This window comes from Bradyrhizobium sp. USDA 4452, from assembly GCF_054063575.1.
Genome location: NZ_JBSSGK010000001.1, coordinates 5393952 through 5412667 on the forward strand (window position 1 = coordinate 5393952; position 18716 = coordinate 5412667).

Annotated in this window: 21 protein-coding genes; 17 read left to right on the forward strand and 4 right to left on the reverse strand. The window is 64.6% G+C overall.

Annotation, left to right across the window (positions count from 1 at the left end):
- Window positions 1–3 precede the first annotated feature (3 nt).
- The 14 genes from urtD (at window position 4) to ACVISU_RS25810 (ending at window position 11729) form a co-directional block, all read left to right on the forward strand.
- On the forward strand, window positions 4–765 hold the full coding sequence (urtD, locus tag ACVISU_RS25745; protein ID WP_050405363.1) for an urea ABC transporter ATP-binding protein UrtD: 762 nt from the start codon (window positions 4–6) through the stop codon (window positions 763–765).
- A gap of 4 nt (window positions 766–769) precedes the next feature.
- Window positions 770–1465, forward strand: coding sequence for an urea ABC transporter ATP-binding subunit UrtE (gene urtE / locus ACVISU_RS25750; protein WP_021076835.1), 696 nt, complete (start codon window positions 770–772; stop codon window positions 1463–1465).
- A gap of 50 nt (window positions 1466–1515) precedes the next feature.
- A complete protein-coding gene (locus ACVISU_RS25755) occupies window positions 1516–2352 on the forward strand; it encodes an urease accessory protein UreD (protein WP_456708749.1) in 837 nt (278 codons plus the stop codon).
- A 46-nt stretch (window positions 2353–2398) separates the two neighbouring features.
- Window positions 2399–2701, forward strand: a complete 303-nt coding sequence (locus tag ACVISU_RS25760) for an urease subunit gamma (RefSeq protein WP_456708750.1) — start codon at window positions 2399–2401, stop codon at window positions 2699–2701.
- A gap of 9 nt (window positions 2702–2710) precedes the next feature.
- On the forward strand, window positions 2711–3016 hold the full coding sequence (locus ACVISU_RS25765) for an urease subunit beta (protein ID WP_050405365.1): 306 nt from the start codon (window positions 2711–2713) through the stop codon (window positions 3014–3016).
- 443 nt (window positions 3017–3459) lie between these two features.
- Window positions 3460–4014 carry an HD domain-containing protein gene (locus ACVISU_RS25770; protein WP_456708751.1) on the forward strand — a complete coding sequence of 185 codons (555 nt, stop codon included), beginning with the start codon at window positions 3460–3462 and terminating at the stop codon, window positions 4012–4014.
- Between the two features lies 1 nt (window position 4015).
- Complete coding sequence (ureC, locus tag ACVISU_RS25775) at window positions 4016–5731, forward strand: urease subunit alpha (RefSeq protein ID WP_456708752.1); 1716 nt, start codon at window positions 4016–4018, stop codon at window positions 5729–5731.
- 49 nt (window positions 5732–5780) lie between these two features.
- On the forward strand, window positions 5781–6080 hold the full coding sequence (locus tag ACVISU_RS25780; protein ID WP_050405368.1) for a putative quinol monooxygenase: 300 nt from the start codon (window positions 5781–5783) through the stop codon (window positions 6078–6080).
- A 24-nt stretch (window positions 6081–6104) separates the two neighbouring features.
- Window positions 6105–6404 (forward strand): putative quinol monooxygenase, encoded by a 300-nt coding sequence (locus tag ACVISU_RS25785; protein ID WP_456708753.1) that lies wholly within the window; start codon window positions 6105–6107, stop codon window positions 6402–6404.
- An 8-nt stretch (window positions 6405–6412) separates the two neighbouring features.
- Window positions 6413–7018, forward strand: coding sequence for an urease accessory protein UreE (gene ureE, locus ACVISU_RS25790; protein ID WP_083991995.1), 606 nt, complete (start codon window positions 6413–6415; stop codon window positions 7016–7018).
- Window positions 6999–7736, forward strand: a complete 738-nt coding sequence (locus ACVISU_RS25795) for an urease accessory protein UreF (RefSeq protein ID WP_063695275.1) — start codon at window positions 6999–7001, stop codon at window positions 7734–7736. Before ureE ends, ACVISU_RS25795 begins: the two co-directional genes overlap by 20 nt.
- A gap of 174 nt (window positions 7737–7910) precedes the next feature.
- Entirely contained in the window at window positions 7911–8549 is a 639-nt protein-coding gene (gene ureG, locus ACVISU_RS25800) for an urease accessory protein UreG (protein ID WP_456708754.1), read from the forward strand.
- 308 nt (window positions 8550–8857) lie between these two features.
- Window positions 8858–10513, forward strand: a complete 1656-nt coding sequence (locus ACVISU_RS25805; RefSeq protein ID WP_050405413.1) for a CHASE domain-containing protein — start codon at window positions 8858–8860, stop codon at window positions 10511–10513.
- 187 nt (window positions 10514–10700) lie between these two features.
- On the forward strand, window positions 10701–11729 hold the full coding sequence (locus ACVISU_RS25810) for a cytochrome-c peroxidase (protein ID WP_456708755.1): 1029 nt from the start codon (window positions 10701–10703) through the stop codon (window positions 11727–11729).
- Between the two features lie 31 nt (window positions 11730–11760).
- On the opposite strand, the gene ACVISU_RS25815 is transcribed toward ACVISU_RS25810, so the two are convergent.
- Window positions 11761–11922, reverse strand: a complete 162-nt coding sequence (locus ACVISU_RS25815; protein WP_456708756.1) for a hypothetical protein — start codon at window positions 11920–11922, stop codon at window positions 11761–11763.
- A 331-nt stretch (window positions 11923–12253) separates the two neighbouring features.
- On the opposite strand from ACVISU_RS25815, the gene ACVISU_RS25820 reads away from it, so the two are divergent.
- The gene (locus ACVISU_RS25820) at window positions 12254–13237 is read left to right on the forward strand and encodes a hypothetical protein (protein ID WP_050405421.1); all 984 of its coding nucleotides are present in this window, start codon (window positions 12254–12256) and stop codon (window positions 13235–13237) included.
- 20 nt (window positions 13238–13257) lie between these two features.
- On the opposite strand, the gene ACVISU_RS25825 is transcribed toward ACVISU_RS25820, so the two are convergent.
- Entirely contained in the window at window positions 13258–13623 is a 366-nt protein-coding gene (locus ACVISU_RS25825; protein WP_456708757.1) for a methylamine utilization protein, read from the reverse strand.
- A 214-nt stretch (window positions 13624–13837) separates the two neighbouring features.
- Here ACVISU_RS25825 and ACVISU_RS25830 point away from each other — a divergent pair, with 214 nt between their 5' ends.
- Window positions 13838–16747, forward strand: coding sequence for an EAL domain-containing protein (locus ACVISU_RS25830; RefSeq protein ID WP_456708758.1), 2910 nt, complete (start codon window positions 13838–13840; stop codon window positions 16745–16747).
- An 82-nt stretch (window positions 16748–16829) separates the two neighbouring features.
- Here the strand turns inward: ACVISU_RS25830 and ACVISU_RS25835 are convergent, their stop codons facing one another.
- Both ACVISU_RS25835 and ACVISU_RS25840 read right to left on the reverse strand, forming a co-directional pair.
- Window positions 16830–17378: a sigma-70 family RNA polymerase sigma factor gene (locus tag ACVISU_RS25835; protein ID WP_016847265.1), complete on the reverse strand. Its 549-nt coding sequence runs from the start codon at window positions 17376–17378 to the stop codon at window positions 16830–16832.
- Window positions 17378–17581 (reverse strand): NepR family anti-sigma factor, encoded by a 204-nt coding sequence (locus ACVISU_RS25840; protein ID WP_018269610.1) that lies wholly within the window; start codon window positions 17579–17581, stop codon window positions 17378–17380. Before ACVISU_RS25840 ends, ACVISU_RS25835 begins: the two co-directional genes overlap by 1 nt.
- Before the next feature lie 266 nt (window positions 17582–17847).
- On the opposite strand from ACVISU_RS25840, the gene ACVISU_RS25845 reads away from it, so the two are divergent.
- Complete coding sequence (locus tag ACVISU_RS25845) at window positions 17848–18660, forward strand: response regulator (RefSeq protein ID WP_050405410.1); 813 nt, start codon at window positions 17848–17850, stop codon at window positions 18658–18660.
- Window positions 18661–18716 lie beyond the last annotated feature (56 nt).

Sequence of the window (18716 nt, forward strand, 5' to 3'; positions counted from 1 at the left end):
CAGATGAACGTCATGGATACCCGCGCCACTTCGGCCATGCTCTACCTCGACGGCGTGCACGTCTCGTTCGACGGCTTTCACGCCATCAACAATCTGTCGCTGACGCTCGCGCCCGGCGAGATGCGCGCGATCATCGGCCCGAACGGCGCCGGCAAGACCACGATGATGGACATCATCACCGGCAAGACCAAGCCGGATGAGGGCACCGTGCTGTTCGACGGCACCGTCGACCTGACCCGGCTCGACGAGACCCGCATCGCCGAGCTCGGCATCGGCCGCAAATTCCAGAAGCCGACGGTGTTCGAGAGCCAGACCGTGCAGGACAATCTGCTGCTCGCGCTCAATGTCGATCATTCCGTGCGCGGCACGCTGTTCTGGCGCGGCAGCAAGGCGGAGTCCGAGCGCATCGACAAGGTGCTCGAGACCATCCGCCTGACCGATGCGCGCAACCGCCTCGCCGGCAGCCTGTCGCATGGCCAGAAGCAGTGGCTTGAGATCGGCATGCTGCTGGCGCAGGACCCCAAGGTGCTGCTGGTCGACGAGCCGGTCGCCGGGATGACCGACGTCGAGACCCATCTCACCGCGGAGCTGCTGAAGGAGATCAACAAGAACCACACCATCATGGTGGTCGAGCACGACATGACCTTCGTGCGCGAGCTCGGCGTCAAGGTCACCTGCCTGCACGAAGGCACGGTGCTCGCCGAAGGTTCGATCGACCAGGTGTCGTCGAACGAACGGGTGGTCGAAGTGTATCTGGGGCGCTAGGGCGATGCTGAAGGTCGACAACATCAACCTCTATTACGGCGCGGCGCAGGCCTTGCGCGGGGTGTCGCTGACCGCCGAGCCCGGCAAGGTCACGTGCGTGCTCGGCCGCAACGGCGTCGGCAAGACCTCGCTGCTGCGCGCCATGGTCGGCCAGTATCCGATCGCCTCCGGCGCGATCAATTTCGACGGCAAGGACATCACCGCGCTGAAGCCCTATGAGCGGGCGCGGCGCGGCATCGGCTTCGTGCCGCAGGGCCGCGAGATCTTCCCGCTGCTGACGGTGGAGGAGAACCTCAAGACTGGCTTCGGTCCGCTGAAGCGCGAGGACCGCAACATCCCCGATGACGTATTCTCGCTGTTTCCGGTGCTGCAGACCATGCTGGGCCGCCGCGGCGGCGACCTCTCCGGCGGCCAGCAGCAGCAGCTCGCGATCGGCCGCGCGCTGGTGATGCGGCCAAAGCTCCTGCTGCTAGACGAGCCGACCGAAGGCATCCAGCCCTCGATCATCAAGGACATCGGCCGCGCCATCTCCTATCTGCGCAATCTCGGCAACATCGCAATCGTGCTGGTCGAACAATATCTCGACTTTGCCTGCGAACTCGGCGACAGTTTTGCCGTGATGGACCGGGGCGCGGTGAAATATGCCTGCGATCGCGCAAGCCTCGATCCCGCCGAGATCAGCCGCCAGATGGCGCTGTGAACAGGATGTGACGCCGCCCTTTGTGGCGTGGGTTGAGGGAGCGTCGGAGAATGCGGACCGGGATCGCAAGCGCGGAAGCGGCGACGTTTGCGGCAAACCGCGCCCAGGGCGCGGTCAGGTTCGGCGTACATCGCAAGGACGGGACCACCCGCCGCGGCGACTTGCATGAGTCAGGCTCGCTGCGCGTCCGCTTTCCATCGCCCGAGGATGACGGTCTGTCGGCGATGTTTGTCAACACTGCCGGCGGCATTGCCGGCGGGGACCGTTTCGAGATAGCGATCGCAGCCGGCGAGGGAGCCCGGCTGACGCTGACCACAGCAGCCGCCGAAAAGGTCTACCGCGCCCCCGGCGCCGCGGCGCGGCTCGACATCGCGCTGAAGGTCGCTGATGGCGCGCATCTGTCCTGGCTGCCGCAGGAGACCATCCTGTTCGACCGCGCCCGGATCCATCGCCGCTTCGACATCGACCTTGCCGAGGGGGCCTCGCTCCTGCTGTGCGAGAGCGTGGTGTTCGGCCGCGCCGCGATGGGCGAGACCATGCGCCATGGCGAGTTCGTCGACCGCTGGCGGATGCGCCGCGGCGGCCGGCTGGTGTTTGCCGAGACCATCCGCCTCGACGGCGAGATCGGCGAGAAGCTGGCAAGGCCCGCGGTGGCAAGGGGCGGCTGCGCGATCGGCACCGCGCTGATCGTGCCGGGCGACGAGGCGCTGGTCGCGCGCATCCGCGAGGCGTCGGACGGCTTCGGCGGCGAGGTCGGCATCTCCGCGTGGAATGGCTTTGCAATGGCGCGCTTCTGTGCCCAAGATGCCGCCCGGCTGCGCGCCGACATGATAGCGGTGCTCGGCCGCGCCTCCTTGGTCCCGCTGCCAAGACTCTGGCTCAACTAAATGCCTGTGGCTCAACCAATCCTTTCAAGATCATCAGAGTGCTCGCATGAATTTGTCTCCCCGCGAAAAGGACAAGCTCCTGGTTTCGATGGCCGCGATGGTGGCGCGCCGCCGGCTTGAGCGTGGCGTGAAGCTGAACCATCCCGAAGCGGTGGCGCTGATTACCGATTACATCGTCGAGGGCGCGCGCGACGGCCGCACCGTCGCCGAGCTGATGCAGGCCGGCGCCAAGGTGCTGACCCGCGCGCAGGTGATGGACGGCATCGCGGAGATGATCCACGACATCCAGGTCGAGGCGACATTCCCCGACGGCACCAAGCTCGTCACCGTGCACGAGCCGATCCGATAGGAGCGCGACATGATCCCCGGCGAACTCTTCATCAAGGACGGCGAGATCGAGCTCAATGCCGGTCGCAAGACCGTGACGCTGTCGGTCGCCAACACCGGTGACCGCCCGATCCAGGTCGGCTCGCACTACCATTTCTTCGAGACCAACCCGGCGCTGAAATTCGATCGCAGACGCGCCCGCGGCATGCGCCTCGACATCGCTGCCGGCACCGCCGTCCGCTTCGAGCCCGGCCAGACCCGCGACGTGCAACTGGTGGCGCTCGCCGGCAAGCGCGTGATCCACGGCTTCCGCGCCGAGGTGAAGGGGAAGCTGTGATCCTTCGTGAGGTGAGCACATCGGTAGGGCTCCCTCCCCCCTTGCGGGGAAGGGTTGGGGAGAGGGGTAAGCCGCTGACCGATGATATCCTGCGAGCGCGCGCAATCCGGCTCGGCAGTTCGAATGTCGCTAGCGTGGTTGTTGCGTCACGTTATCCAGCTGAGCAAGCGGCACCCCTCTCCCTAACCCTCCCCCGCAAGGGGGGAGGGAACCCTGCCGTCGGAGGCTTCCTTACATCTGATGCCGATGGAATGGAGAAGCTGTGATGCTGCGCGGAGAAGCTTCAGCACCAAGTAAGGTGAGCACGTTGGTCAGGCTCCCTCCCCCCTTGCGGGGGAGGGCTGGGGAGAGGGGTGAGCCGCGGGCTCTGGCCAAACAGATTCGGGAAGCCGGTGCAACGCGGCTCCGCAACGCGCGCCTCTGCAGAGGAGCGCTGTAGCCGCATGCTCCCTCCAGTTCGCCTGATCTCCGAAGCAGCCGAGCTTGCCGCACGCCGTCACAGCGGCATGGCGCGCAAGGGGCGGGGGAATGAGCCGTACATCAACCATCTCGCCGAGGTCGCGAACCTGCTGGCGGAGGTGACTGATGGCGCCGATGCCGAGCTGGTGGCGGCGGGCTGGCTGCACGACACCATCGAAGACACCGAGACGACGCGCGAGGAGCTCGCGCAAAGATTCAGCGCACGCGTCGCCGCGCTGGTGGTCGAATGCACCGATGACATGAGCCTGCCGAAAGCGGTCCGCCGGCAGAAGCAGATCGAAGACGCTCCGCGCAAATCGCCCGGCGCAAAGCTGATCAAGACCGCCGACAAGGTCAGCAATATCGGCGCCCGGATCGTGCCGCATCCGAGCCAGGACGAGCGCGACGATCTCGCCGACTATGCGGCCTGGGCCGACCAGGTCGTCGCCGGCTGCCGGGGCATCAATCCGCGGCTCGACCGCATTTTCGACGACACCATGGCGCGTGCCAGGGCCGCGCTGGCTGAAACTGGGGGCTGATATGTCCGTGAAGATCAAGCGTTCCGTCTATGCCGACATGTTCGGGCCGACCACCGGCGACAAGGTGCGGCTCGCCGACACCGATCTGATCATCGAGGTCGAGAAGGACCTCACCACCTATGGCGAGGAGGTGAAGTTCGGCGGCGGCAAGGTGATCCGCGACGGCATGGGGCAGTCGCAGGTGACCAACGCGCAAGGCGCGGCCGACACCGTGATCACCAACGCGCTGATCGTCGATCACTGGGGCATCGTGAAGGCCGACGTTGCGATCAAGGAGGGCATGATCGCCGCGATCGGCAAGGCGGGCAATCCTGACATCCAGCCCAACGTCACCATCATCATCGGGCCCGGCACCGACGTGATCGCGGGCGAAGGCAAGATCCTCACCGCGGGCGGATTCGACAGCCACATCCATTTCATCTGTCCGCAGCAGATCGAGCACGCGCTGATGTCTGGCGTCACCTCGATGCTCGGGGGCGGCACCGGTCCCTCGCATGGCACGTTTGCCACCACCTGCACGCCCGGCCCGTGGCACATGGGGCGGATGATCCAGTCGTTCGACGCCTTTCCGGTCAACCTCGGCATCTCGGGCAAGGGCAATGCGTCGCGGCCGGCGGCGCTGGTCGAGATGATCAAGGCCGGCGCCTGCGCGCTGAAGCTGCATGAGGATTGGGGCACCACGCCGTCGGCGATCGACACCTGCCTCTCGGTGGCGGACGATTACGACGTCCAGGTGATGCTGCACTCGGACACGCTGAACGAATCCGGCTTCGTGGAAGACACCATCAAGGCCTTCAAGGGCCGCACCATCCACGCCTTCCACACTGAAGGTGCCGGCGGCGGCCATGCGCCCGACATCATCAAGGTTGCCGGCCTGAAGAACGTGTTACCGTCCTCGACCAATCCGACGCGGCCATTCACCCGCAACACCATCGACGAGCATCTGGATATGCTGATGGTGTGCCATCACCTCGATCCGTCGATCGCCGAAGATCTCGCTTTCGCCGAAAGCCGGATCCGCAAGGAGACCATCGCTGCCGAGGACATCCTGCACGATCTCGGCGCGCTCTCGATGCTGTCGTCGGATTCGCAGGCGATGGGCCGGCTCGGGGAGGTCATCATCCGCACCTGGCAGACTGCCGACAAGATGAAGAAACAGCGCGGAGCGCTGCCGCAGGACAAGGGCAACGACAACGACAATTTCCGCGTCAAGCGCTACATCGCCAAATACACCATCAACCCGGCGATCGCGCATGGCGTGTCGAAGCTGATCGGTTCGGTGGAGAAGGGCAAGATGGCCGATCTGGTGCTGTGGTCGCCGGCGTTCTTCGGCGTCAAGCCGGACTGTATCATCAAGGGCGGCTCGATCGTGGCGGCGCCGATGGGCGATCCCAACGCCTCGATCCCAACGCCGCAGCCGGTGCATTACCAGCCGATGTTCGCCGCCTTCGGCAAGTCGCTGACGGCATCCTCGGTCGTGTTCACCTCGAAGGCTGCCGTCACCGGCGGCCTCGCCCGCAAGCTCGGCATCTCGAAGAAGCTCTACCCGGTGCAGAACACCCGCGGCAAGATCTCCAAGAAAAGCATGATCCACAACGATGCGACGCCCAAGATCGAGGTCGATCCCGAGACCTATGAGGTACGCGCAGACGGCGAGCTGCTGACCTGCGCGCCGGCCGAGGTGCTGCCCATGGCACAGCGCTATTTTATGTTCTAAAACCCATCCCGGTATCCAAAGCCAAAACAGAAAACCGGGAGGAATTTCCGTGATTTACGTCGTTGCCACGCTGACCATCAAGCCCGAGACCCGCGCCGAATTCATCGCTGCGGCAACCGCCTGCATCAAGGAAACCCGCAAGGAGCCCGGCAACATCGCCTACGACCTGCACGAGAGCGTCACCGACCAAAGCAAGATGGTGTTCGTCGAGCAGTGGGAGAACGCCGAGGCGCTGGTGCCGCATCGCACCGCCGAGCACATGAAGACGTTCGGCCGGGTCGCGGTGAAGTGCATGGCCGCGCCGCCGAAGATCGAGGTGATCACGCCCGAGAAGGTCGACGTCCGCTGACAAGAAAAAGAAGGGAGATCATCCATGATCTATGTCATCGCCACCACGCCGATGAAGCCGGACAGCAAGGACGACTTCATTAGGGGACACAAGGCGTGCATCGCCGAGACCCACAAGGAGAAGGGCTGTCTCTCCTATGAGGGCCATGTCAGCGTCAACGATCCCAATCTGTATGTGGTGGTCGAGCGCTGGGAAACCCGCGACGACCTGACCGCGCACAGCAAGGCGCCGCACATGAAGGTGTGGCGCGAATATTCCGCCGAGATGAAGACGGGCCCGACGGTGATCGAGATCATCAGCGACGCCAAGGTTCAGAAGCTCTGAGGCATTCGATGATCCGCGCAACCAAGGTCCTGGGACAGCATCGCTGGACGGAAGCGGCAGCCGACACCGTCGTGCTCGATTTCGACGACCGGCACCGGCGGCGGATGGCGATGACCGGGACGCGCGGGCTCGAATTCCTGCTCGATCTGGAAAGTGCCGTCGCGCTGCGCGGCGGCGACGCGCTGGTGCTGGAGGACGGCCGCCTCGTCGAGGTGATCGCAGCTCCCGAGCCGCTCGCGGAAATCCGCGGCAGCGATCCGCATCACCTGATCCGGGTCGCCTGGCATCTCGGCAACCGCCATCTGCCGACGCAGATCATGCCGAAGGGCCTGCGCATTCGGCGCGATCACGTGATCGAGGCGATGGTGAAGGGGCTTGGCGCCCGGGTCATCGAGATCGAAGCACCGTTCGACCCCGAAGGCGGCGCCTATGCCGAGCATGCGCATGCCGACGAGCACGCGCATGGTCATACCGGGCACGATCACGCCCATGGCCATGCGCACGATCATGGCCACCACCATCATCACGGGCATGACCACCACCATCATCATGATGAGCATTGCGATCACGCCCATCATCACCACGACCACTCCCATGCTCATGACCACAAATGAGCCTGATCCCGCCGCGGTGCGCGGCGGGATGGCGGAGGACGAGGCGGCCGCGCTGTACCGGCTGATGACGTGGCTGTCGCCGTCCTTTCCGGTGGGCGCGTTCGCCTATTCCAGCGGTATCGAATGGGCGGTCGAGGCCGGCGACATCACCGATGCCGCATCGCTCCGCGGCTGGCTCGCGGCGATGCTCACCGACGGCAGCGGCTTCTGCGACGCCGTCTTCCTTGCACAAGGCCATCGCGCGGCGTCGGAGCCCGGCCACGCCGGGCTGCAGGAGATCGCCGAGCTTGCTGCCGCCTTGGTGCCGTCGCGCGAGCGGCAACTCGAGACCACGACGCAGGGGCGCGCCTTCATCGAGATCGCGCGCGCGGCCTGGAATTCGCCCCGTCTCGACGCGATGATCGCGGCCTGCGACGGGCCCATTGTCTACCCGGTTGCGGTCGGCGTCGTCAGCGCTGCGCACGGCATCCGGCTTGCGCCGTCGCTGCACGCCTTCCTGCATGCCGTGCTCTCCAACTGGATTTCCGCCGGCAGCCGGCTGATTCCGCTCGGGCAGACCGACAGCCAGCGCGTGTTGGCCGATCTCGAGCCGGTCGTTGCCGCCACCGCTGCGCGGGCCGACGCAGCCTCGCTCGACGATCTCGGCAGCGCGACCTTCCGGGCCGACCTCGCCAGCCTGCGCCACGAGACGCAATACACGAGGCTGTTTCGGTCATGATGGGTAATCCGCCGTCGTCCCGGCGAAGGCCGCGACCCATAACCACCGGCTTTGGTGGTTGTGCAGGGCTGCGGCCCCAGCGCATCGCAACAATTCAATTCGGTGGTAATGGGTCCGGGCCCCCGTGCGCAATTGCGTGCTAGGCCGGGACGAGGATAACGGAGAGAGCGCCTCATGCCCACTTCTCATGGTCCGTTGCGGGTCGGCGTCGGCGGTCCGGTCGGCTCCGGCAAGACCGCGCTGATGGATCTGCTCTGCAAGTCGATGCGCGAGCGCTACGACATCGCCGCGATCACCAACGACATCTACACCAAATGGGATGCCGAATTCCTGGTGCGTTCCGGCTCGCTGACGCCGGACCGCATCGCCGGCGTCGAGACCGGCGGCTGTCCGCACACCGCGATCCGCGAGGACGCCTCGATGAACCTCGCCGCGGTCGCCGACATGCGGGCCAAATTTCCCGACCTCGACCTGGTGCTGATCGAGTCCGGCGGCGACAATCTGGCCGCAACCTTCTCGCCGGAATTGGCCGACCTCACGATCTACGTCATCGACGTTGCGGCCGGCGACAAGATTCCCTCCAAGGGCGGCCCCGGCATCACGCGGTCCGACCTGCTGGTGATCAACAAGATCGACCTCGCGCCCCACGTCGGTGCGTCGCTGGAGAAGATGGACACCGACGCGAGGCGGATGCGCGGCCAGCGGCCCTTCGTGATGACCAATCTGAAGAAGAGCGAGGGCCTCGACCGCATCATCAGCTTCATCGAGACCAAGGGCGGCCTTCGGCCGCAGGCGGCAGGCAAGGCGAGGTAGCGCGTTAATCATTGTGGCGGAGCCGCCAAATGCACCGCTGATCCCTTGGCCGACCAACCCCGCCGCAAAAAAGCTGCGCAATCGCCGGAACAATTGCCAACTTTGACGATTACCAACCTTTGGCGCCGCCAAAGACCGCCGGGTGGCGTCGTCGTTAATGTTGCCGACCGGCTGCTGTTGCGTACCGATGATCGCCGTTCCATATTCCTTTGCGCCTGGCGTTCATCGCATCCTGATTTTTCGCCGCCCCCGCAGAAGCCAGATGCCTACCGTACCCTTTCGCCACCCCCTGATTGCCGAGTAAGCGTGTGGTTCGACTGGGCTTCATCGTTGCATTGATTGCGCTGATCGGAGTTCTGCTCTCCGGTCTTGCGGCCTATCGGGTGCACGATCAGGAGCTCGCAATCGACGGTATCGCACTGGCGCGTGCGATCGACGTCCACGCCAGCCTGGTGCAGGACCGCCTGACCGAGCGCGAGCTGCTGGCGCGGGTGGCCTCGGGGCTGTTCCGGACACCGTCGATGGTGAAGGCCAACATGCTGCAGCCGCTGCGCTCGGCGATCTACGCCTTCAAGACCGATTTCGTCGTCGCCGCCTGGATCGCGCGGCTCAAGCCGAACGAATTGACCGCGGCCGAGGCGGAGCTGAAGGCCGCCGGCTTCACCAATCCCTCGATCCGCGATTTCGACGACCAGGCGCTCGACATCAAGGCGCTCGACAAGCCGATCAACGTGTTGATGGACGTCGAGCCGCGCAATCCGGAGACCCTGAGCATCCCGGGCCGTGCCTTCGACCGCCACTCGGTGGTCGGCCCGATGCTGGCCAAGGCGATGGAGAGCGCCAAGCCCGTGGCCTCGGACCCGGTGCCGCTGCTGCGGCAGAACGGCCCGGTCGGGGTCGTGCTCGCAGCGCCGGTGTTCCAGGAGGGCGCCTCCGAGCCGGCCGGCTTCATCACCTTTTCCTACGAGCTATCGTCGCTGATGCTGACCAACGACGATTCCTCGCTGTTCGCGGTGGCGTTGAAGGACCCGCGGGATTCCAACGACGAGTTCACCGCCAACGAACAGGGCATCGTCACCTCGCGCGCGGTGCGCCAGGACGGCCCGGTGCCGTCGATGGTCCGCACGGTGACGTTCGGCGGCCGGGACTGGTCGCTCGACTATTATGCGAAGAGCAACGCCACGGTGCGCGCGCAGCAGACCGCGACCATCGTCGCTGCGATCGGCCTCGCGCTGACCGGCATCGTCTGCGGCCTGTTCGGCTATGTCGCCTACAACAACCTTCGCCTCAGCCGCGAGATCGAGGTCCGGATCGGCTTCGAGCGCCGGCTGACTGCTGTGATCGACGAGCTCAACCATCGGGTCAAGAACATCCTCGCGGTGATCCAGTCGATCGTGACCCGCACGCTGCGGCACGGCGCCGACATCGACGTCGCACGCGAACTGTTGATCGGGCGCATCCACGCGATGTCGAATGTCGTCACGCTGCTCAGCGAGAGCCAGTGGCAGGGCGTCAAGCTGAAGGGCCTTTTCGAAGCGCGCGCGATTCCGCATGCCGATCGGATCGCGGTGAACGGTCCTGATATCACCGTCAGCGCCCGCGCCGCGCAATCGCTGTCGCTGCTGTTCTTCGAGCTCGCCTCGCATTCCGACGAAGGGCTGTCGCTGGTCGGCAAGCATCCGCACATCGTCGCGAACTGGGAAGTCGCCGGCGAGGATGCGGTCTTCCACTTCCGCTGGGAGGAGTTCAACACCAGCCAGGCGACGCGGCGCGCCGACAGCGATTTCGGCTTGATCCTGCTCGACCGCGTCGCGCCGGAGGCGCTCGGCGGCACCGCGAAGCGCTACTTCACCGACGTCTCCTATGTCTATGAGCTCACCGCGCCGATGGACACCGTGGTCGACATGACCGAGCGCGACCGCACCGAGCAGTTCTCCGCGCCGGTCCGTCCGGTCAAGAAGTAGAGCGGTGTCGCCGCCCCAGGTTGTGCAACTCTGTCGCTGCCCGGATTGATCGAAATAAGGCGCGTCGGACGACGCTCATGCCAATCCGTGTCGAAATCCGGCATCCGTAATAGCCCGCAACCGAGCGTTAAAACTTCGTTGAACATGCTTGGGCATATACCGAGCAGGATACCGTCTGAGGACCCCGATGAGGCTTTGGGTCAGCCTGACCTTGCTCGCGGCAGTTTTGCCTGTCGGGCTGTCGCTTGCCTTGACCCCGGGGGCGGCGCCGAGCGACCCTGCGACAATACGCGCCAGCTATCGCCGGCCCGACGTCGTTCCCTTCCCGAGCAGCAATCCCTATTCGGAGGCGAAATCCGCGCTTGGGCAGATGCTGTTCTTCGATCCGCTCCTGTCGCGGTCCAAGACGCATTCCTGCGCGAGCTGCCACAAGCCGAGCCTGTCATGGGCCGACGGCCTGCCGCGCGCCATCGGTGAGGATCCGAAGGGCCTGCCGATCCGCTCGCCGACGCTGATCGACGTGGCGTTCTTCGAGCCGCTGGGATGGGACGGCAAGTTCAGGGATCTCGAATCCGTTGCATTCGGGCCGATCCTGAGCCCGATGAACCTGAACATGACCGAGCCGGAATTGATCGCGCGGCTCGCGGCGATCCCCGGCTATGTCGATGCGTTCGCTCACGCGTTCGGAGACGGCGCGATCACGCGGCCGAGGATCGAGCAGTCGCTGGCGACTTTCGAGCGCTCCATCGTTGCGGGCGAGGCGCCGTTCGACCGCTGGATCAAGGGCGACGAGAGCGCGATCGGCGCATCGGCCCAGCGCGGCTTTGAGCTTTTCAACGGCAAGGGACGCTGTTCGTCCTGCCACAGCGGCCCATCCTTCTCCGACGGGTCCTTCCAGGATATCGGCACTGCCAGGGGCCACGACATCGGGCGCGGACGTTACTTTCCGACCTCGGCGAAGCTGAAATATGCGTTCAAGACCCCGACATTGCGCGATGTCGCGCGGCGTGCGCCCTACATGCACGACGGATCGGTCGCAACGCTGGAAGATGTCCTCGAGCTCTACAACAAGGGCGGGATCGAGCGGCCGAGCCGGTCACCCGACATCAAGCCATTGTCCCTGACGGCAGGCGAGAAGAAGGACCTCATCGCCTTCCTGCAAACCCTGACCGCCACGGCCCCGCCGGTGGCGGGGATCCCCAAACTGCCGCGCTGAGCGCAGCAGGAGGACTTTGAACGGGGGCTTGTCAGGCGAGGTGCGGCAGCGCAGCCCCGAGCAGGCCAAGCCCGACGACCAGGAATGCGCCGGCGCAGGTCTCGAGGGCCGCCGTGCGCGACGGGGACGATTTTGTCACATAGGCGAGGGCTGACCCCACCCCGATACTCACGACGCTCATCACTCCGAACATTTAACCGGCCTCCCGATCCGATTTGTCCGGGTTTCACTACGACAGTTGAATTGAGCCCCCGTGCCGGAATTAGCTAAAATTCGATGGAACCGGCCGGAAAAGACGCACTGAAGGACGGGCTGGGACCTGGCTGCCGCAATTAACCACAATGCAACCAGCGGATGTCTGGGCAGGCGCAATGCGTAAAATTTGATATAAGTTAAACAAGTCCTTAAGCGTGCAAGTCCTTAAGCGTATCTGTGTGTGGGCGGTTGGTTCAATGTTTAGTGGGCGGGAGCGAGATGCCGCGTCGGCTGTGCGCTCCTTTTTCGCCACGTGCCTTGCAGCGGTTTTGTTTTGTGTCACAGCCGCGCGCAGTGCCGAGGCACATGTCAAATGGTTTTGCGCCTACGATGTCGCCGGTCAGCCGCGCGGACTCGAGAATGTCCTTTGCCTCGATTTTGAACTGTTGCTCGGCGTCGCCGTGTTCTGGCTGTTTGCGGGCTGCCTGATCGAACCGACATCGCTCGGCGATGCGACCATTCGCGTGCTGGACCGCATTACCGAAGGTCTGCGGCTGCACACCGAGACGATGATGCGCGCGGTCTGCGCCTTCTTCTTCATCTCGATCTGGGCCGTCGGCGGGATCCTGCTGACGCCCGAGTTGAAGACGTCGTCACCGCTGGTGGGCGCATTGCAACTCGCCATCGCCGCCGGAATGCTGTCTCGGCGCACGCTGCCGCTCTCGGCCGTGGGAATGGCGATCCTGTTCGGGATCGGTATCCGCGACTACGGCGTCTTCCATCTCGCCGACTACCCGATTTTTCTAGGCGTTGCCGCCTATTTTGCACTGATCGGGCTGAACAAGGACCTGTTCGGCATCCGCCCGATCGACGTCATGCGGTACGCCGCGGCGGTGACGCTGATGTGGGCTTCGATCGAAAAATGGGCCTATCCGGAATGGAGCTTCCCGCTCCTGATCGAGCATGCCGGGATGACCCTCGGCTTCGACAATGAATTCTACATGCGCGCTGCCGGCATGGTGGAGTTCACGCTCGCTTTCGCCCTGATCTGGACGCCGCTGATCCGGCGCTGCGCCGCCGCCGTGCTGGTGGGGATGTTCATCAGCGCGTGCTTCGAATTCGGCAAGATCGACACCATCGGACACTCGGCGATCATCGCCGTGCTGTTTGCGATTGTCGCCGACAACAAGGTGCTGCCGCGCGATCGTCGCGCGGCATGGCTTGCCCCGGTCGCGCTCTGCGCCGCGCTGTCGCTGACGCTGTTCGTCTACTATTTCGGCCACGCCGCGATCTTCAAGACCTCGATCCTGTAGATCGTGATGGCTGTGGGGGACTATTTGGCGACATGGACGGCAAGCTTCATCTTCGGATGAATGCCGCACAACACGGTGTAGTCGCCTGGCACCGAAAAGGTGACGTCGAACTTGCTGCCCGGCTGCTGGTCGCCGGAGTCGAAACTGAACGTATCGCTGCTCAAATAAGCGTGATGAAGCAGCTCGCCGTCATCGTTAATGAATCGTAAAACCTCGCCGCGCTTGATCGAGATCTCTGCGGGCTTGAATTCACGATCCTTCTGCGAAATGACATAGGGACTGGCACCCAGAGCGGCGCCGGCTAGCGCTCCCGTGACAATCGCGGCCATCAAAGGCACGCGGCCGGACCGGCCGAGGCGCCGGATGCGCAACAAGCCTGACTGCATGAGACCCCCGCTTGGAATTCCAACCCCGGCTACTCGAGCGTGCAAATGAAGCGTCCCGGATTACCTGTAAGGGTGATTATCGCTAGCTGATCTTAACGATTTCAGCATGAGTTGCAGTCACTACTAAAGCAATTTTGAGCAGACAGTCATTTTTCCGCAAGCGCTGCGCGTTTCTGCGTAGCTTGAACATCGAGCACTACGGCGAAACGCGGGTATGGATAGCCTGTTGGGCAACCTCAAGGTAAAGATCGGTGCAGCCTTCCGGCTCGCAACCGGCGGCCTGTCGCGCATTGCCCTGACCACGGGTTCGATCCGCACCCAGATCCTGATTTTCTGCCTCGCGATGAGCGCCGTTGCGGTCGCGCTCGGCGGATATTCCATCCTCGGCATCCGCCATGCCGGCGATCTGGTAGCCAAGACATTCGACGAATCCCTGATGTCGATCAATTACGCCCGCGCCGCCGGTGCGGACTTCGCCTCGATGCGGGTCGCCTCGTCGCAGCGTCTCTTGACCACGGATCCGGAAATCCGGGCCAGCCTCGACAGCCAGATCGAAAAGCTCGCCAAGACGCTCTCCGAAGACCTGACGATCGCCGCCGATCGCTCGCAGTCCTCGCGCGCCGCGCAAGCCGCGGCCAAGGTTCAGGAAGCCGCCGACGCCTGGATGGCAGTGCATCGCCGTGCGATCGGATCCTCGGTCGAGGGAAATGCGGCGGCTGATCCGCAAGTATCGGGGACGACGGTCGGCGATGTCGATCGCTACTCCAAGATCGTCAGCCAGCAGGTCGAGCTGCTGGTCAACTATACGGCCGGTGACGGCTTCCTGTTCCGGCAAAAGGCGCTGTCGACCATCAAGCGGGATCTGCAGCTCAACGTCGCAGGGCTGACCGTCGCGCTGTTCCTGTCGGCGCTGTTCTCGTGGTTGCTGGCGCGCCGGATCATCGGGCCGGTCGCCATTGCATCGCGGGCCGCGCGAAGCATCGCCGGCGGCGACCTCGATGCGACCGTCCCCAAGGGCGGCACCGACGAGCTCGGCACGCTGCTGACCGCCATGGAAACCATGCGCGACAACATCAGGCGGATGGTCGATCAAGAGGTGTCGCAACGCCGCTCCGCCCAGGCGCGGCTCTCCGATGCGCTCGAAACGTCGCACGAAGGCGTCGTGCTGCTCGATGCGGACGGCCAGATCGCGCTGGCTAACTCGCGCGCCAGCGAATTCATCCGCCTCTCGCCGCAGCTTCTACAGTCGGATCGGCTCGACGCGCCCAGCCTGGCGCCGGCCGACGGTGACTTCGATGGATTCGCGAGCGAGGCGCAGCTTGCCGACGGGCGCTGGCTGCGGGTCAGCCGCAGCGAGACGCAGGAGGGCGGCGTCGTTCTCGTCTACAGCGACATCTCCGCGTTGAAGCAGCAGAAGGCCGAGCTGCATGAAACCAATCTGCGGCTCGATGCGGCGCTCACGCACATGTCGCAAGGGCTGTGCCTGTACAACAGCGAGGCGCGGCTGCAGGTCGCCAACCGCCGGTTCTGCGAGATCTTCGATATTTCGCCGGAGCTCGTCGTTCCCGGAATGACCATGGAGGACGTGCTCGGCCTCAGCGTCGCCGCCGGCAGTCACGGTGAGCGGAGCGTCGCCGACCTGCTGGCGGAACGCGAGCGATCGATGGCCCAGCACGAGGGCAACTATCTGCAGCATCTCAGCGATGGACGGATCATCGCCATCGCGCAGCGGCCGACATCCGACGGCGGCTGGCTCGTGACCTGCGAGGACGTCACCGAACAGCAGCGCGCCGAATCGCAGATCGCGTTCATGGCCCGGCACGATGCCCTGACCAGGCTGCCGAACCGGACGCTGCTGGCGGAACGGATCGAGCTCGCGGTCGCCCAGGTCGGCCGCGGATCCGGCTTCGCGGTGTTCTGCCTCGATCTCGACAATTTCAAGCAGGTCAACGATACGCTCGGGCATCCGGTCGGGGACGAATTGCTGTGCGCGGTCGCGGACCGGCTCAACGCCTGCGTCCGCGAGGTCGACACCGTCGCGCGTCTGGGCGGCGACGAGTTCGCGGTCATCCAGTGCGGCGTCCAGGGCGGCGAGGAGGCCGAACGGCTCGCTCGCCGCATCGTGGAATGCGTCGGCGCTCCCTATGAGCTGAATGGGCATCGCGTCGTGGTCGGATGCAGCGTCGGCATCTCGATGTCGCCGGGCGACGGCACCACCGGCGAGAAGCTGCTGAAGAACGCCGACGTCGCGCTGTATCGCGCCAAGATGGAAGGCCGGGGCACCTGGCGCTTTTTCGAGCCTGCGATGGACGCCAGCCTGCAGCGGCGCCGGGCGATCGAGCTCGACCTGCGCGAGGCGATGGCCAAGGACGAGTTCTCGCTGTACTACCAGCCGCTCTACGATCTGCATCTCGATCGCATCTGCGGCTTCGAGGCGCTGCTGCGTTGGCATCATCCGAAGCGCGGACTGGTGCCGCCGGACCAGTTCATCCCGATCGCCGAAGAGATCGGCCTGATCGGCCCGCTCGGAGAATGGGTGCTCAATCGCGCCTGCGAGCAGGCCGTCACCTGGCCCACGGAGATGAAGCTCGCGGTCAACGTCTCCGCGGTCCAATTTCGCGATCCCGCCTTCATCGACGTCGTCGTCAACGCGTTGGCGGCGTCGAAATTGTCGCCGCGCCGGCTGGAGCTCGAAATCACCGAATCCGTCTTCCTCGCCAACAGCAGCGAGACGCTTGCGACGCTGCACAAGCTGAAAGCACAAGGGGTGCGCATCGCGCTGGACGATTTCGGCACCGGCTATTCGTCGCTGAGCTATCTGCGCAGTTTCCCGTTCGACAAGCTCAAGATCGACAAATCCTTCGTGCGCGACGCGACCGCGACGCATGGATCGAAGTCGATCGTGCGCGCCGTCATCAGCCTCGGCAGAAGCCTCGGCATGACCACGATCGCCGAAGGCATCGAGACCGTCGAACAGCTGGACCACATGCGAGCCGAAGGCTGCAACGAGGCCCAGGGCTTCCTGTTCAGTCATCCGGTCCCGGTGACCGAGATCGCGGCCAAGATCCTCGAATTGAGGAACGGCTTCAAGCCGGCCGCCGTCAAGCAGGCGATGGCGGGCTAAGCGCGCCGGCCGGGCTGTTCAGGTCAATAAAAAAGGCGGCCCTCATGGACCGCCTCTTCGTATCCACCGCCCGTCGTGGTGCCTATCCACCGTTGCCGCCGATCACGGCGCGCACGGTGTTGTCCGGACCGAAATCCTCGGCGCTGTCGACATAGAGCAGCGCGGAGAGCTTCGATCGCGCACGGTTGACGCGGCTCTTGATGGTGCCGACCGCGCAGCCGCAGATCGCCGCGGCATCCTCGTAGGAGAAGCCGGAGGCACCAACCAGGATCAACGCTTCACGCTGGTCCTGCGGCAGCTTTTCGAGCGCCGCGCGGAATTCCTCGAACTCCAGATGCGCGGCCTGCGACGGCTGGCTCTTCAGCGTCTTGGCATAGTTGCCCTCGGCGTCTTCCACCTCGCGCCGCCGCTTGCGGTAGTCGGAGCGAAACAGGTTGCGCAGGATGGTGAACAACCACGCGGGCAGGTTCGAGCCGGGCTGGAATGAATCGATATTGGCGATTGCCCGCAGCAGCGTCTCCTGCACCAGATCGTCGGCGCGGTCGCCATTGCCGGACAGCGAGATCGCGAACGCGCGCAGGCTCGGGACCGACGCCAGGATGTCGTCGCGAAGTTCATTCGTGAGAGGCATTAGTCCCCTCCATTGTTCTTGTCGGTATCGCCCCCGGCCACGGCCGCCGCGGCAGCCTCGGGTCCGTCGAGTTTGCGGATCAGCTCCGCAAAGCGGTCGGGCACCCCCTGCCGCACGACGTCGTCGTACATGGCACGCAGCTGGTGGCCGATTCTCGATTGAATCTCGGCGTTGAGACCGCCCTGCTTCTTCACTTCCTTCATGATCTGATCCACGCTTCCCCGGGAGTTAAGTCTCTGATTTCCAAGATGTTTCCTCGAAAAAAGAGGCTGGCCGCGTTGCCTCGTCGGTCAGGAGCTAATGCGAAGTTGCGCATAAAGTTCCGGAAGCCTGGAACTATTTCGTGGAACTTTTCCGGCGCTCGCGCGTAGTTGGGCATGCAGGGGAACCGGGGTCGCCCCAAAATGGTACGCCGCCCCAGAGCACGGGTCGCAGGCCGGTTGGCCTCACGAACAAGGATGGAGTGGGAATGTCCCGATCGCAGATCGTTGCCGAACACCTTCCGCTGTTGCGCCGCTATGCGCGCGCACTGACCGGAAACCAGGCGTCCGGGGACGCCTATGTCGGGGCCATGCTCGAGGCCCTGTTGCAGGACGGATCATTGCTGGACCAGACGCACGGCCCGCGCGCCGGCCTGTTTCGGCTGTTCACCCAGATCTGGAATTCGGTATCGGTGAACAACAACGACAATGAAGACGTGGCGACGCTCTCGCTGCCGCCGGAGCGCCGGCTCTCCAACATCACGCCGCTGCCGCGGCAGGCCTTCCTGCTGCTGTCGCTGGAAGGCTTCTCGGAGGAGGAGGTCGGCTACATTCTTGGCACCGACGTTGCCGAAACGCGCAAGCTGACCGATGCCGCCGGCCGCGAGATGGCCGCCGAGATCGCCACCGATGTCCTGATCATCGAGGACGAGACCTTCATCGCGATGGACCTCGAGAGCCTGGTGAAGAATCTCGGCCACAACGTCATCGGCGTTGCGCGCACACATTCCGATGCGGTGGCGCTCGCCAAGAACAAGAAGCCCGGCCTGATCCTCGCCGACATCCAGCTCGCCGACGGCTCGTCCGGCCTCGATGCGGTCAACGAGCTGCTGCGGACCTTCGAGGTGCCGGTGGTGTTCATCACCGCGTATCCGGAGCGCTTCCTGACCGGCGAGCGGCCGGAGCCGGCCTTCCTGATCTCAAAACCGTTCCAGCCGGCAATGGTATCGGCGGTGGCGAGCCAGGCGCTGTTCTTCCAGCGCAACTCGCGCAACCGCACGCCGCGCGCCGCGTCGGCATGATCTGAATTTACGCAAAGCGGGAAAAATACGGCCGGCGTACCGAAAGGTACGCCGGC

Excerpts from the sequence above, each read along its gene's own strand:
- ACVISU_RS25810 (WP_456708755.1), top strand. The coding sequence starts at position 10,701 with ATGAGGCTTTGGGTCAGCCTGACCTTGCTCGCGGCAGTTTTGCCTGTC.
- urtE (WP_021076835.1), top strand. The coding sequence starts at position 770 with ATGCTGAAGGTCGACAACATCAACCTCTATTACGGCGCGGCGCAGGCC.
- ACVISU_RS25755 (WP_456708749.1), top strand. The coding sequence starts at position 1,516 with ATGCGGACCGGGATCGCAAGCGCGGAAGCGGCGACGTTTGCGGCAAAC.
- ACVISU_RS25765 (WP_050405365.1), top strand. The coding sequence starts at position 2,711 with ATGATCCCCGGCGAACTCTTCATCAAGGACGGCGAGATCGAGCTCAAT.
- ureG (WP_456708754.1), top strand. The coding sequence starts at position 7,911 with ATGCCCACTTCTCATGGTCCGTTGCGGGTCGGCGTCGGCGGTCCGGTC.
- ACVISU_RS25795 (WP_063695275.1), top strand. The coding sequence starts at position 6,999 with ATGCTCATGACCACAAATGAGCCTGATCCCGCCGCGGTGCGCGGCGGG.
- ACVISU_RS25835 (WP_016847265.1), bottom strand. The coding sequence starts at position 17,378 with ATGCCTCTCACGAATGAACTTCGCGACGACATCCTGGCGTCGGTCCCG.
- ACVISU_RS25770 (WP_456708751.1), top strand. The coding sequence starts at position 3,460 with ATGCTCCCTCCAGTTCGCCTGATCTCCGAAGCAGCCGAGCTTGCCGCA.
- ureC (WP_456708752.1), top strand. The coding sequence starts at position 4,016 with ATGTCCGTGAAGATCAAGCGTTCCGTCTATGCCGACATGTTCGGGCCG.
- ACVISU_RS25815 (WP_456708756.1), bottom strand. The coding sequence starts at position 11,922 with ATGTTCGGAGTGATGAGCGTCGTGAGTATCGGGGTGGGGTCAGCCCTC.
- ACVISU_RS25785 (WP_456708753.1), top strand. The coding sequence starts at position 6,105 with ATGATCTATGTCATCGCCACCACGCCGATGAAGCCGGACAGCAAGGAC.
- ACVISU_RS25830 (WP_456708758.1), top strand. The coding sequence starts at position 13,838 with ATGGATAGCCTGTTGGGCAACCTCAAGGTAAAGATCGGTGCAGCCTTC.
- ureE (WP_083991995.1), top strand. The coding sequence starts at position 6,413 with ATGATCCGCGCAACCAAGGTCCTGGGACAGCATCGCTGGACGGAAGCG.
- urtD (WP_050405363.1), top strand. The coding sequence starts at position 4 with ATGAACGTCATGGATACCCGCGCCACTTCGGCCATGCTCTACCTCGAC.
- ACVISU_RS25825 (WP_456708757.1), bottom strand. The coding sequence starts at position 13,623 with ATGCAGTCAGGCTTGTTGCGCATCCGGCGCCTCGGCCGGTCCGGCCGC.
- ACVISU_RS25840 (WP_018269610.1), bottom strand. The coding sequence starts at position 17,581 with ATGAAGGAAGTGAAGAAGCAGGGCGGTCTCAACGCCGAGATTCAATCG.
- ACVISU_RS25760 (WP_456708750.1), top strand. The coding sequence starts at position 2,399 with ATGAATTTGTCTCCCCGCGAAAAGGACAAGCTCCTGGTTTCGATGGCC.
- ACVISU_RS25845 (WP_050405410.1), top strand. The coding sequence starts at position 17,848 with ATGTCCCGATCGCAGATCGTTGCCGAACACCTTCCGCTGTTGCGCCGC.